13 protein-coding genes and 1 other RNA gene are annotated in these 11,604 nt (G+C 61.2%); 7 read left to right on the forward strand and 7 right to left on the reverse strand.

Going from position 1 to position 11,604, the window contains the following annotated elements; genetic code table 11:
• Positions 1 to 16 precede the first annotated feature (16 nt).
• Positions 17 to 841 (forward strand): Dam family site-specific DNA-(adenine-N6)-methyltransferase, encoded by an 825-nt coding sequence (locus QUE41_RS01580; protein WP_286341229.1) that lies wholly within the window; start codon positions 17 to 19, stop codon positions 839 to 841.
• Here QUE41_RS01580 and QUE41_RS01585 read toward each other — a convergent pair.
• The 3 genes from QUE41_RS01585 to QUE41_RS01595 all read right to left on the reverse strand — a co-directional run bounded on the left by QUE41_RS01585 (position 838) and on the right by QUE41_RS01595 (position 2,012).
• Positions 838 to 1,008, reverse strand: coding sequence for a DUF2970 domain-containing protein (locus tag QUE41_RS01585; RefSeq protein ID WP_286342889.1), 171 nt, complete (start codon positions 1,006 to 1,008; stop codon positions 838 to 840). The two genes, QUE41_RS01580 and QUE41_RS01585, sit on opposite strands and share 4 nt — an antisense overlap.
• A 5-nt stretch (positions 1,009 to 1,013) precedes the next feature.
• Positions 1,014 to 1,268 carry a hypothetical protein gene (locus QUE41_RS01590; RefSeq protein ID WP_286341230.1) on the reverse strand — a complete coding sequence of 85 codons (255 nt, stop codon included), beginning with the start codon at positions 1,266 to 1,268 and terminating at the stop codon, positions 1,014 to 1,016.
• Between the two features lie 102 nt (positions 1,269 to 1,370).
• Complete coding sequence (locus QUE41_RS01595; RefSeq protein WP_286341231.1) at positions 1,371 to 2,012, reverse strand: TorF family putative porin; 642 nt, start codon at positions 2,010 to 2,012, stop codon at positions 1,371 to 1,373.
• 188 nt (positions 2,013 to 2,200) lie between these two features.
• Between QUE41_RS01595 and rpe the strand changes: the two genes are divergently transcribed.
• The 3 genes from rpe to trpS are packed head-to-tail and all read left to right on the forward strand — an operon-like array spanning position 2,201 to position 4,573.
• On the forward strand, positions 2,201 to 2,875 hold the full coding sequence (rpe, locus tag QUE41_RS01600) for a ribulose-phosphate 3-epimerase (RefSeq protein ID WP_286341232.1): 675 nt from the start codon (positions 2,201 to 2,203) through the stop codon (positions 2,873 to 2,875).
• Positions 2,875 to 3,579, forward strand: a complete 705-nt coding sequence (locus tag QUE41_RS01605) for a phosphoglycolate phosphatase (RefSeq protein WP_286341233.1) — start codon at positions 2,875 to 2,877, stop codon at positions 3,577 to 3,579. Before rpe ends, QUE41_RS01605 begins: the two co-directional genes overlap by 1 nt.
• Positions 3,572 to 4,573 carry a tryptophan--tRNA ligase gene (gene trpS / locus QUE41_RS01610; protein ID WP_286341234.1) on the forward strand — a complete coding sequence of 334 codons (1,002 nt, stop codon included), beginning with the start codon at positions 3,572 to 3,574 and terminating at the stop codon, positions 4,571 to 4,573. Before QUE41_RS01605 ends, trpS begins: the two co-directional genes overlap by 8 nt.
• A 58-nt stretch (positions 4,574 to 4,631) precedes the next feature.
• On the opposite strand, the gene dolP is transcribed toward trpS, so the two are convergent.
• From dolP to QUE41_RS01630, 4 genes are read right to left on the reverse strand one after another with little or no spacing between them, the layout of a single operon-like run.
• Entirely contained in the window at positions 4,632 to 5,192 is a 561-nt protein-coding gene (gene dolP / locus QUE41_RS01615) for a division/outer membrane stress-associated lipid-binding lipoprotein (RefSeq protein WP_286341235.1), read from the reverse strand.
• Position 5,193: 1 nt separating this feature from the next.
• Positions 5,194 to 5,784, reverse strand: coding sequence for a phosphoheptose isomerase (locus QUE41_RS01620; RefSeq protein WP_028109665.1), 591 nt, complete (start codon positions 5,782 to 5,784; stop codon positions 5,194 to 5,196).
• A 10-nt stretch (positions 5,785 to 5,794) separates the two neighbouring features.
• A complete protein-coding gene (locus QUE41_RS01625) occupies positions 5,795 to 6,130 on the reverse strand; it encodes a YraN family protein (protein ID WP_286341236.1) in 336 nt (111 codons plus the stop codon).
• Complete coding sequence (locus QUE41_RS01630) at positions 6,127 to 7,953, reverse strand: penicillin-binding protein activator (protein ID WP_286341237.1); 1,827 nt, start codon at positions 7,951 to 7,953, stop codon at positions 6,127 to 6,129. Before QUE41_RS01630 ends, QUE41_RS01625 begins: the two co-directional genes overlap by 4 nt.
• 87 nt (positions 7,954 to 8,040) lie before the next feature.
• Between QUE41_RS01630 and rsmI the strand changes: the two genes are divergently transcribed.
• The 3 genes from rsmI to QUE41_RS01645 all read left to right on the forward strand — a co-directional run bounded on the left by rsmI (position 8,041) and on the right by QUE41_RS01645 (position 11,585).
• Positions 8,041 to 8,880, forward strand: coding sequence for a 16S rRNA (cytidine(1402)-2'-O)-methyltransferase (rsmI, locus tag QUE41_RS01635; RefSeq protein ID WP_286341238.1), 840 nt, complete (start codon positions 8,041 to 8,043; stop codon positions 8,878 to 8,880).
• Positions 8,881 to 8,899: 19 nt separating this feature from the next.
• Positions 8,900 to 9,277: RNase P RNA component class A (gene rnpB / locus QUE41_RS01640), an RNA gene on the forward strand.
• 703 nt (positions 9,278 to 9,980) lie between these two features.
• Positions 9,981 to 11,585: a methyl-accepting chemotaxis protein gene (locus QUE41_RS01645; protein ID WP_286341239.1), complete on the forward strand. Its 1,605-nt coding sequence runs from the start codon at positions 9,981 to 9,983 to the stop codon at positions 11,583 to 11,585.
• The last annotated feature ends 19 nt before the right edge of the window (positions 11,586 to 11,604 follow it).

Genomic DNA, 11,604 nt, shown 5'->3' on the forward strand with positions numbered 1-11,604 from the left:
GGTGGTCGGCGAGCCAATGACAAAGAAAACAAGGGCTTTTTTGAAATGGGCAGGGGGCAAGTTTGCCCTGGTCGAGGAGATCGCCCGCCGTCTGCCGGACGCCGACAGACTGGTTGAGCCCTTTGTGGGGGCCGGCTCGGTCTTCATCAACACAGACTACCCCTCCTACCTGCTCAGCGACATCAACCCGGATCTGATCAACCTGTATCAGACCCTCAAGCATGATGCGGACCACTACATCTGTGAGTCCAGGAAGATGTTCGTGCCCGAGTGGAATGATAAAGAGGCCTACTACAAGGTTCGTCAGAGGTTTAACGACACCAACGATCAGTTTGAGCGGGCGGTGCTGTTTCTCTATCTGAACCGTCATGGTTACAACGGCCTGTGTCGCTACAACAAGAAGGGCGGATTCAATGTGCCTTTCGGTTCCTACAAGCGGCCCTATTTCCCCCAGAAGGAGATGGAGTTCTTCGCCGAGAAGGCCCAGCGGGCCACCTTCCTGTGCGCGGACTACCACACCACCTTTGCCCAGGTTCAGACCGGGGACGCGGTCTACTGCGATCCTCCGTACCTGCCTCTCTCCAGCACCGCCAGCTTCACCAGCTACGCCAGTGGTGGCTTCAATATGGAGGCCCAGCATGCCCTGGCGGAGTGCGCCAGAGAGGCGGCCGTCAAAGGCGCCAGCGTGCTGATCAGCAATCACGACACTGTGGATGCCCGTGAGATCTACCATCATGCGGACCGTCAGGAGTTTTTGATGGTGAAGCGCACCATCAGCCAGAAGGGCAATGGTCGTAAGAAGGTCAATGAGATCTTTGCCGGCTACGGCGCCAGTCGCTAGGCCAGCACCCAGTTCACCAGGGCGATCAGTCCAAGCACAAACAGACTCACCAGCACGACACCGGTCAGAATAAAGGGCAGGGGAGAGGAGTGACTGAAGTCACGTTGACGGTTGGCTTCACTCTGGACACCGAACAGGGCCGCCAGGACACTGGCGACCACCTTCATTGGGCTCACTGTTGATCCATGAAGGCGTTTTGTTCCTCCTGCTTGTCATCGTGGGTGGCACGATACAGCAGTTCCAGAAGATCGATAAAGTGATACTGGCTTGAGCCACTGCTGCCCACCAGCCAGGTGCGCCATTTGATGGAGGCGATCTCTGTGTGGTCGCAGTCTAAGCCGCACTGATGAAGATTCCAGGCAACCGTGCCGCCCAGAGGCAGGGACAGGGCCAACGCGAACAGCCAAATTTTCCTTTTTTTCAGCATGATGACGTATTCCTGGAACACACAAGTTTCTTGAGTATAACAGTGAGACGAGAAATTGAACAGCCCCGCAACAACGGGCGGGGCTGTGATCCTCGTCATCCGTTAGAAGTAGACGGACACACCCACCAGGTAGGTCTCATCTTCCTCTTCGTGGTGGGCGATGCCACCGTAGAGATCGACGTTGTCGTTGAGGCTGTAGTTCAGGGTGGCCATCAGGTCGTAGGCGCCGTCACCCTCGTCAGGCTCGGCGTAGCCACCGTGCAGGCTCAGGGTCAGGGGCTCAGTCAGGCTGATGTCGTAGTTGGCTTCGCCGTACCAGGACTCCAGAGTCTGGTCATAGTGCAGGGCGGTGCCGATGCCGTACAGATCCAGGCCCACGTGCCATTCGGTGGTGTGGCCACCCACATCGGCGTAGTAGTAACGGATACCGCCGATGTCGACGCTGACGTCGTCACTCAGGTTGAAGCTGTAACCGGCGTACCAGTCCACCTCGATCTCGGAGTCGCCGCCATTGTCGTAGTTGGAGGCCCAGATGCCGGCGTAGAGGCCGCTGTTGTGGGCATAGTCCACACCGCCCTGGATCGCTGGATCTTCATCGGACAGGGTGACGCCACGGAAGATGTAGTTGCTCACCAGGCTGGCGTTGAAGCTCACCTCATGGCCACCTTCAAACTCAACGGCGGATACGGAAGTCGAAGCCAGAACCAGTGCGGCAATGGCGGAAGTTTTGAACAGAGTTTTCATGTGTCCAGACCCTTATTAATTAACCGGCGGATTTTGCCATAAAAAACGTAAAAAGGAGTCGGACCTGGGGGTCTTTTTGAAACTAATCACTTTTGGCGCACTTGGCAAGGTATTTGCCGCTTGGGTCGCGTCCCCATAGGGGCTAAAATATGCGCCAGTTATCTGACTATACCGAATAAGGAATGGTGATGAGCAAGTTTCTGATTGCGCCCTCTATCCTCTCCGCCGATTTCGCCCGCCTGGGTGAAGAGGTGGAAAACGTCCTGGCCGCCGGCGCCGACGTGGTTCATTTTGACGTGATGGACAACCACTATGTGCCCAACCTGACCATTGGCCCCATGGTGTGCCAGGCCCTGCGCGACTATGGCATCCAGGCCCCCATTGATGTGCACCTGATGGTCAAACCGGTGGATCGTATTATCCCCGATTTTGCCAAGGCCGGTGCCTCCATCATTACCTTCCACCCGGAAGCGTCCGAGCACGTGGATCGCTCCCTGCAGCTGATCAAGGACCACGGTTGCCAGGCTGGCCTGGTGTTCAACCCGGCCACGCCGCTGCACTACCTGGACTATGTGATGGACAAGGTGGACGTGATCCTGCTGATGAGCGTCAACCCGGGCTTTGGCGGCCAGTCCTTCATCCCTGCCACCCTGGATAAGATCCGCGAAGTGCGTCGTCGTATCGAGGCCAGCGGCCGCGATATCCGCCTGGAGATCGACGGTGGCGTCAAGGTGGACAACATCGCCGAGATCGCCGAGGCCGGTGCCGACATGTTCGTGGCCGGTTCCGCCATCTTCGCCAAGGAAGACTACAAGGCGGAGATCGACAAGATGCGCGCCGAGCTGGCTAAGGTAGCCGGCTAATGAGTGACCTCTCCGCCATTCGCGCCATCGCCTTCGACTTGGACGGTACCCTGGTGGACAGTGTGCCGGACCTGGCGGTGGCCTGTGATCGCGCCCTGAAGCAGCTGGGCCACCCCGGCTGTGACGAAAGTCAGGTGCGCAACTGGGTTGGCAATGGTGCCCGGGTGCTGATGCAGCGGGCCCTGGCCTCGGTGGGCATCGACGCCGACGAGGCTCAGTCCGACGACGCCCTGGCCGCGTTTCAGCATCAGTATCGGCAACATTTGAGTGGAGGCAGTCGCCTTTACCCCGGTGTGTCTGATACCTTAGCCTGTCTGGCCCGGCGCGGTTACCGAATGGCGGTGATCACCAACAAGCCCATGGAGTTTGTTCCCGGGCTGCTCAAGGCCCTGGAGATTGACGGTTACTTCGACCACATTTTTGGTGGTGACTCCCTGGCGGAAAAGAAGCCGTCGCCCCTGCCCCTGAACCATGTGCTGGGCCTGTGGCAACTGGCCCCGGAGCAGATGCTGATGGTGGGGGACAGCCGCAATGACATCCAGGCTGCCCAGGCCGCCGGCATGGCCAGTGTTGGCCTGAGCTACGGCTACAACTATGGCGAGGATATCCGTGACAGCGGCCCGACCCTGGCCATGGACCAATTTGAAACCCTGCTGGCGCACCTGCCGGCACTGAACCAAGAAGAGACCACAGAACATGAGTAAACCTGTAGTATTGAGCGGCGCCCAGCCCTCCGGCGAACTGACCATCGGCAACTACATGGGTGCCCTGCGCCAGTGGGTCAAGCTGCAGGAAACCCATGACTGTCTGTTCTGCATCGTGGATCAGCACGCCATCACCGTGCGTCAGGATCCCGAAGCCCTGCGTAAGGCCTGTCTGGACACCCTGGCCCTCTACCTGGCAGTGGGTATCGATCCGGAAAAGAGCACCGTCTTCGTCCAGTCTCACGTGCCCGAGCACGCGCAGCTGGCCTGGGTGCTGAACTGCTACACCCAGATGGGTGAGCTGAACCGCATGACCCAGTTCAAGGACAAGTCCCAGAAGCACGCCAGCAACATCAACGTCGGCCTGTTCAGCTATCCCGCTCTGATGGCGGCGGACATCCTGCTCTATCAGGCCGACGAGATCCCCGTGGGCAGCGATCAGAAGCAGCACCTGGAACTGACCCGGGACATCGCCACCCGCTTCAACAACGTCCACGGCGACATCTTCACCGTACCAGAGCCCTTCATCCCGCCCGTGGGCGCCCGGGTGATGAGCCTGCAGGACCCCACCAAGAAGATGTCCAAGTCCGACGACAACAACGCCAACGTCATCGGTCTGCTGGAAGATCCCAAGAAGGTGACCAAGAAGATCAAGCGCGCGGTGACCGACTCCGATGAGCCGCCAGTGGTGCGCTTCGACGTGGAGAACAAGCCTGGTGTGTCCAATCTGCTGAGCATCCTCTCCGGCGCGTCCGGCAAGAGCTTCGACGAGCTGGAGACCGAGTTCGAGGGCAAGATGTACGGCCACCTGAAAGGGGCCACCGCCGACGCCGTGGTGGCCATGCTGGAGCCGCTGCAGGAGCGTTACAACGCCATCCGCAACGACCAGGAGTACCTGGAAAAGGTGATGCGCGACGGTGCCGCCGAGGCGCGCAAGCGTGCCGCCAAGACTTTGAAGCAGGTCTACCAGGCGGTCGGTTTCCCGGTTCTCTAAGAGTCGAGTTCCATAAAAAAAGCCGGGCAGTTGCCCGGCTTTTTTGTGCCTGATGCGATCAGAGCATCTCGAACACCTTGACCACCTTGCGCACGCCGCTGGTGTTGCGGGCGATTTCCACCGCCTGGGCGGCTTCCTCCCGGGTGACCAGCCCCAGCAGGAACACCTCGGCGTTCTCGGTGATCACCTTGACCCGGGTGCTGTCGAAGTTGTCATCCGCCAGCATCCGGCTCTTCACCTTGGTGGTGATCCAGCTGTCGTTGCTGATGGTGCTGAAGCCCACTGGATTGCCGATGCGGATCTGGTTGTGCACCATGCGCACTCCGGTCACGGCCCGTGCCTTGGCCACGGCACGATCCCGCAGCATGGTGTTGGGGGCCTGGCCCACCAGCAGCACCGACTGGTTCATGCTGGTCACCGAGATGTGGGTCTGGTTCTTGATCCCCTCATCTTCGTCCATGGCACGACGAATCTGCACCTCTAGGGTCTGATCGTCGATCTGGCTGCCGACGCTGCGGCGGTCGTTGACCATCATGGCACCGCCGACGGTGCCGAGCATCACCGCACCGGCACAGCCGTTGAGGATAAGCAGAATAAGAGCGGTTACGGCCCAGCGCATATCAATCCTCCTGCTGAGGGAACAGGGTGCGATCGATGGCGTCGCACAGGCAGTGAATGGCCAGCAGGTGCACCTCCTGAATGCGGGCGGTGCGGTTGCTGGGGACGCGAATCTCCTCATCCCGGTCGGACAGCAGCCCGGCCATGGCACCGCCATCCTTGCCGGTGAGGGCGACGATGGTCATGTCCCGGTTGACCGCCGCTTCCATCGCCTTGATGACGTTGTCCGAGTTGCCACTGGTGGAGATGGCCAGCAGCACATCGCCGGGCTGGCCCAGGGCGCGCACCTGCTTGGAGAACACCTCGGAGTAGCTGTAGTCGTTGGCGATGGAGGTCAGGGTGGAGGAGTCCGTGGTCAGGGCGATGGCCGGCAGGCTGGGGCGCTCGGTCTCGAAACGGTTCAGCAGCTCAGAGGAGAAGTGCTGGGCATCGCCGGCGCTGCCGCCGTTGCCGCAGGTAAGGATCTTGTTTCCGTTGAGCAGGCACTGAACCATGATGTAGGCGGCCTTCTCCAGACTCTCGGGCAATGCCTCCAGGGCATCGATCTTGGTCTGGATGCTCTCAGTAAAACTCTCTTTGATCCGCTCTAACATTGGAACCTCATTAAAATGCGTTTTGAATCCAGTCGATGTGCCCGTTCTCCACGGTGACCACATCAAAGCGGCAGGGGCGATCGCTCCAGCCCTGCTGCTGCAGATAGAAGGCAGCGGCGCGCCGCAGTTTCTGCTGTTTGCTTGGGGTGACGGCGGCGAGGGCGCCGCCGTATCCTGGTGTTTGCCGGTATTTTACCTCAACAAACACCAACTCGTTAGCCTGGGTCATCACCAGGTCCAGTTCGCCAAACCGGCAATGGACGTTGCAGGCCAGGGGCGTCAGCCCCTGTTCGGTCAGCCACCCCTGAATCTGCTGTTCGACAATTTGACCCTTGCTGCGACTCATTGTTCTGCGCGCAGCCGCCCGCGACGATACTGGGCCCAGCCTAACTGCCGGCGCAGCACCCCGTCCTCGGCCACAGCCAACTGGCCGGACAGCCCCTGAATGCGGTAGCCGGAGAACACCCGCATCTGCGCCAGGCGATCGATCAGTGCCCAGCTGTCGTGGCCCATGGCGTACAGGCGCAGCTGGCTGTCGCTGCGCTCGGGCCACAGCTCACCGACCTTGCTGCGTACCGGGGTCTCCCCCAGCAGCCAGGGCATGTCACTGATGTAGAGCCGGTCCAGGTCACGCCGCTCCTGGCCGTTGTCCGCCTTGGCGTTGGCCCGGCTGCTGGTGTACAGCTGGGGCGGCTGGGCAAACACCGAAATGTTTACATCGATAAAGGGCTTGAGCAGCCTGATCTCTCCGGAGTCGGCGATGATGAAGATGGCATCCACGTCACCACGGGAGCGGAAATCCGCCTTGGTGGTGCGGCCAAACGCCTGCTTCACCGTCTTAATCCGATCCAGGCTGGCGTCCACCTGCAGGGCGCTGCGTACCGAGGCTTGCATGGTGTCGGTGCGGTCGAAGTAGTGCACCTCCGCCGGCTCCTCGGTCAGTGTCAGCCAGGTGGCTTCAAACTCCCGGGCCATGCGCCGTCCCAGGGAGGAGGCGGGCGCCAGCACCAGGGGATATTGTCGGCCGTCCTGGTAGAGCTTCTCGGCCACATGCATCGCCTCCTCTTCAGGGGAGAGGGCGAAGAAGTAGTGATGCTCTTCCGGCTGCGGCAGGCTGGCGGGTTGATTCAGCAGCAGCATGGGCATCTGCGGGTCGGCCACGGCCAGCACCTTGTCCACATTGCTCTTGAGCAGGGGGCCGATGATGAACTCGGCGCCATCGGCCACCGCGGCCTGATAGGCTTCGGCCGCATCCAGGCTGCCGGTGTCATAGAAACGGATCTGACGGCCACTGTCCTGCTCCAGGGCCCGGGAGAGCAGCCCATCCTGAATCGCCTTGGCCTGGGCGGCCACCCGGCCGGAGAGAGGCAACAGCACCGCCACCGACTGGGGACGGTAGGGCTGCACCGTCAGGGCGCGCTGAAGGTCCGACGGCAGATTGCGGGCGGCGGGGTGTGACGGGTTATTGCGCTGCCAGCGTGCCAGCTCACCCACCAGAGTGGAGGGCTGGATGGCAAAGTGCTTGGCCAGCCAGGCCAGTTCAAGCCAGCCCCGCCATTGGGGATCCTGGCTTTGGCTGACCGCCTCCAGCAGGGCCTGTTCATCCACCTGCCCCAGGTTGCGCCACAGGGCCTCGTAGCTCTGTTGCTGTTGTTCAGTCCCCTGGTATTTGGACAGGGTATAGAAGGCCGCGGAAGCGGGCAGAGGGGCGGCGGAGAGTTGGTAGAGCTCCCCCTTCAACCGGTAGAAGTGTTGCCACTGGGGCCTGTCCAAGGGCCAGTCCAGAGGCCAGTCCAGCAGGGCCAGGGCCTCGCTGCGCTTCTGCTCCCTCAAGGCCTGCTCGGCCATCAGCAGTCGGTATTCCGCCTGAAGCTTCGGCGAGGCCGACAGGCTCTGCTCTAGGGAGCCGAGCAGTTGGGCGGCAGAGGTCAGATCGCCCTGTTCGGTGTAGGCGCGGGCCGCCAGCAGCAGCCACTGCTGACGCAGCTCCCCCTCACTGGCGGAGGCTTGTTGCAGATACTGGGAGGCACTCTGGGTGACCAGGCCCATCTCGATCTTGGCCTCGGGTGCCTTGGGAGCCGGTGCCGGCCCGCTGGCACAGGCGGCCATCAGGGCAGCCAACAGCAGAGGCACTGCCCTTTTGCTCAGTTTGCATGAGAAGTTTTTCAACAGCCAAACCCACTCTGATAAAATCACAGCCAATAGTGTAACCCCCTGTCGATGCTAAACCAATCAACAGACACCAAGAGATTTTCCATGGAATCCACTGCAACTCTCTATATTGTGCCCACCCCCATAGGCAACCTGGCGGACATTACCCAGCGGGCACTGACCGTGCTGGAGCAGGTGGATCTCATCGCCTGCGAAGACACCCGCCACAGCGGCAAACTGCTCAGCCACTTCGGCATCGGCACCAAGACCGTGGCGATTCACGACCACAACGAGCGCCAGCGCGCCCAGTGGGTGATCAGCCGACTGGAGCAGGGGGAGTCCATCGCCCTGGTTTCCGACGCCGGCACGCCGCTGATCTCCGACCCCGGCTATCATCTGGTGACCCAGGTGCGCGAGGCGGGTCACCCTGTGGTGCCTCTGCCCGGCCCCTGCGCCGCCACCACAGCCCTGTGCGCCGCCGGCCTGCCATCGGATCGCTTCAGCTTCGAGGGCTTCTTGCCCGCCAAGGGCAAGGGGCGGCTGGATCGCCTCAGCGCCCTGGCCAAGGAGCCGCGCACCATGATCTTTTATGAGTCCCCCCGCCGGGTGCTGGACACCATCGCCGACATCGTCGAGGTGATGGGGCCGGAGCGTCCGCTGGTGCTGGCCCGGGAACTGACCAAGACGTTTGAGACCATCGAGGGACAGCCTGCCGCCGAGCTGCTGGCCTGGCTCAAGGAGGATGATAACCGTACCCGGGGTGAGATGGTGCTGATGGTTCACGGCCATAAGGCTCAGGATGATGAGTTGGATGGTCAGACGGTTAAGACCCTGGAATTGCTGGCCAAGGAGCTGCCGCTGAAGCGGGCGGCGGCGATCACCGCCGAGATCTTCGGTCATAAAAAGAACGCCCTGTACAAGTACGGCTTGGAGCAGGGCTGGTAGCGGGTTATACTCCGCCTCCGGAGTCGGCCAGACAATCGCTGCCTTGTCGTTGTGCAGGTTTACCTGCAGACGGGCAAGGGGGAGGAAAGTCCGGGCTCCACAGGGCAGGGTGCCAGGTAACGCCTGGGGGGCGAAAGCCTACGACCAGTGCAGCAGAGAGCAAACCGCCGATGGCTCCTTCGGGAGCACAGGTAAGGGTGAAAGGGTGCGGTAAGAGCGCACCGCGCGGCTGGTAACAGACCGTGGCACGGTAAACTCCACCCGGAGCAAGACCAAATAGGCCCCCATTGGCGTGGCCCGCGTTGGGGGCGGGTAGGTTGCTTGAGCCCAGGAGCGATCCTGGGCCTAGAGGAATGATTGTCCACGACAGAACCCGGCTTATCGGCCGACTCCGACCTACATATGAAAAAGCCGCTAACTCGAAAGAGTTAGCGGCTTTTTTCTTACACGCGAATCAGAGTGTGGTGCCCGCAGGCAACCGCTGTGGCAGGTTGGATGATTGTCCACTCCGCTCGTGTCAAAATCGCGGCTTATGGGCCGACTCCGACCTACATATGGATAACCCGCATTGCCGAAAGGTGATGCGGGTTTTTCTTTATCTAAAGCATTGGTGCCCGCAGGCAACCGCTGTGGCAGGCCGGATGTGGGTCCACTCCGCTCGTGTCAAAATCGCGGCTCACCGGCCGACTCCGACCTACATATGGATAACCCGCAGACTCGAAAGAGTCTGCGGCTTTTTCTTTATCCAAGGCATCGCTATGAGTTGTGGCGGGCCGACACGTCAATACTCTTCCTTTATCGCCTCAGAAACAGCCAGAATCAGCGCTCCAACTGATTCCAATCTAAGCTTTTTTCCTCAGCCTTGGTCGGTTGACGACTGTGCTTAATCCGCTATCAGCCACCAAAAAAGCTTGATCGCGATCATGTTTCTGCCGGTTTTTGCGTGGTAAAAACCTGACCTCGTAGGCGAACACGCTTCACATTTTCATGCTTTGGCCGATAGAACGGTTAACAGGGACAGAGCATCAGTCGATAACTTTAATTGTTGTCTTTCTGATGAAACAAATGGGCGGTACGCCGCCATAAATGGAGAGGAATCCATGGCCAATACGCTGAACCAGTGGCTCCATGCCGTGCTGCGTCTAGTGGGTATCAAGTCGGTAAAGGGACAGTTCCTGGTGATCTTCCTGGTGCTGTTTCTCCTCGCGGCGGTCAATGCCGTCATGCTCTACGCCACCTCGGGCAACAGTGCCGAGCGGATCAACATCGCCGGGGCCCAGCGGATGCTGAGCCAGCGCTACGCCAAAGAAGCCTTGCTGGTGGTCCAGGGAGGACTGGTGCCGGCGGCCATGGAGAAGACGGTGACCCGCTTCGAGAAGGCCCATCAGCTGCTGCTGAGCGGGGATCCCAGCCGCAAACTGGCGCCGGTGAGTGAGCCCCACATCCGCGAGCAGTTGCTCAAGGTGGGCGGCCTCTGGCGCACCTACAGAGAGCGGGTGGAAGCCTATCTGCAGATGCCCGAACCCGCCGCTCTGCCGGAGATTCAGGCCCTCTCCATCGAGGTACTCAAGAACATGCACCAGGCGGTGGGGATGATGGCACAAAGCGCCAACTCCACGGTGGCGATGCAGCAGCGGGTCGCCCTGGGCACCTCCCTGGGGATCCTGCTGATGGTGCTGCTCGGCCAGCTTTATGGCAGCCGCACCCTGATACGCCCCCTGGCCCAACTGGCGGACGCCCTGCAGCGGGTGGGCAGAGGGGAGTTCAATCACCCCATTGCCGCTTCGGTCATTGGCCGGGACAACGAACTGGAACGGGTGCATCAGGCCTACAACTCCATGCTGAGTCAGGTGAGTGAGCTGTTGACCAAAATCCAGGGGGTGACCGGCAAGGTGGAGCACAGCGCCCTGACGGTGCGGGATGCGGCGCGGGAAGCCCGCGACGGCATGACCCGTCAGTCTGACGAGGTGGCCCGCATCTCCCAGTCCATGAACGAGATGAACCGCACCGTCCATCACGTGACCGAGAACATCTCCAGGGCTTCCGAGGCCGCGGCCCATGCGGACGAAGAGGCCAGGTCCGGCTCTGTGGTGGTGTCCGATACCGCCGGCGCCATCAACCTGATGGCGGAGCAGGTGGAGAGCGCTTCAGGTGAGCTGACCAAGCTGGAGGAGGAGAGCCGTCAGGTGGGGCGGGTGCTGGAGGTGATCACCGGCATCGCCGAGCAGACCAACCTGCTGGCGCTGAATGCGGCCATCGAGGCGGCCCGGGCCGGTGAACAGGGACGGGGCTTTGCGGTGGTGGCCGATGAGGTGCGCACCCTGGCGCAGAAGACCCAAAACTCCACCGAGGAGATCCGCGAGATCGTCGAGCGCCTGCAGTCTCAGGCACTGAGCGCCGTGGATGTGATGGGACAGAGCCGGGAACAGGCTCAGGGCAGCGTCGCAAAAACGGAGCAGGCGGACGGCGCCCTGGCGCAGATCGTCAGCTCGGTATCGGTGATCAGCGACATGAACCGTCAGGTGGCCACGGTGGCAGAGGAGCAGAGCGCGGTGGCCGAGGAGATGGACGCCAGCATGCAGAACGTCAGTGGCCTGGCCCGGGAAACCTCCCAGACCGCGGAGCGGATGCTGGAGTCGGCCCGCCAGATCGAGGGAGAGATGGCGGAGCTCCATGGCCTGGTGGGACGCTTCTCCCACCTCTGATGAAAATAAAACGCCCCGC

This window comes from Ferrimonas sp. YFM, from assembly GCF_030296015.1.
GTDB lineage: Bacteria > Pseudomonadota > Gammaproteobacteria > Enterobacterales > Shewanellaceae > Ferrimonas.

Coding starts and splice junctions, on each gene's coding strand:
- QUE41_RS01580 (WP_286341229.1), top strand. CDS start 17: ATGACAAAGAAAACAAGGGCTTTTTTGAAATGGGCAGGGGGCAAGTTT.
- QUE41_RS01585 (WP_286342889.1), bottom strand. CDS start 1,008: ATGAAGGTGGTCGCCAGTGTCCTGGCGGCCCTGTTCGGTGTCCAGAGT.
- QUE41_RS01590 (WP_286341230.1), bottom strand. CDS start 1,268: ATGCTGAAAAAAAGGAAAATTTGGCTGTTCGCGTTGGCCCTGTCCCTG.
- QUE41_RS01595 (WP_286341231.1), bottom strand. CDS start 2,012: ATGAAAACTCTGTTCAAAACTTCCGCCATTGCCGCACTGGTTCTGGCT.
- rpe (WP_286341232.1), top strand. CDS start 2,201: ATGAGCAAGTTTCTGATTGCGCCCTCTATCCTCTCCGCCGATTTCGCC.
- QUE41_RS01605 (WP_286341233.1), top strand. CDS start 2,875: ATGAGTGACCTCTCCGCCATTCGCGCCATCGCCTTCGACTTGGACGGT.
- trpS (WP_286341234.1), top strand. CDS start 3,572: ATGAGTAAACCTGTAGTATTGAGCGGCGCCCAGCCCTCCGGCGAACTG.
- dolP (WP_286341235.1), bottom strand. CDS start 5,192: ATGCGCTGGGCCGTAACCGCTCTTATTCTGCTTATCCTCAACGGCTGT.
- QUE41_RS01620 (WP_028109665.1), bottom strand. CDS start 5,784: ATGTTAGAGCGGATCAAAGAGAGTTTTACTGAGAGCATCCAGACCAAG.
- QUE41_RS01625 (WP_286341236.1), bottom strand. CDS start 6,130: ATGAGTCGCAGCAAGGGTCAAATTGTCGAACAGCAGATTCAGGGGTGG.
- rsmI (WP_286341238.1), top strand. CDS start 8,041: ATGGAATCCACTGCAACTCTCTATATTGTGCCCACCCCCATAGGCAAC.
- QUE41_RS01645 (WP_286341239.1), top strand. CDS start 9,981: ATGGCCAATACGCTGAACCAGTGGCTCCATGCCGTGCTGCGTCTAGTG.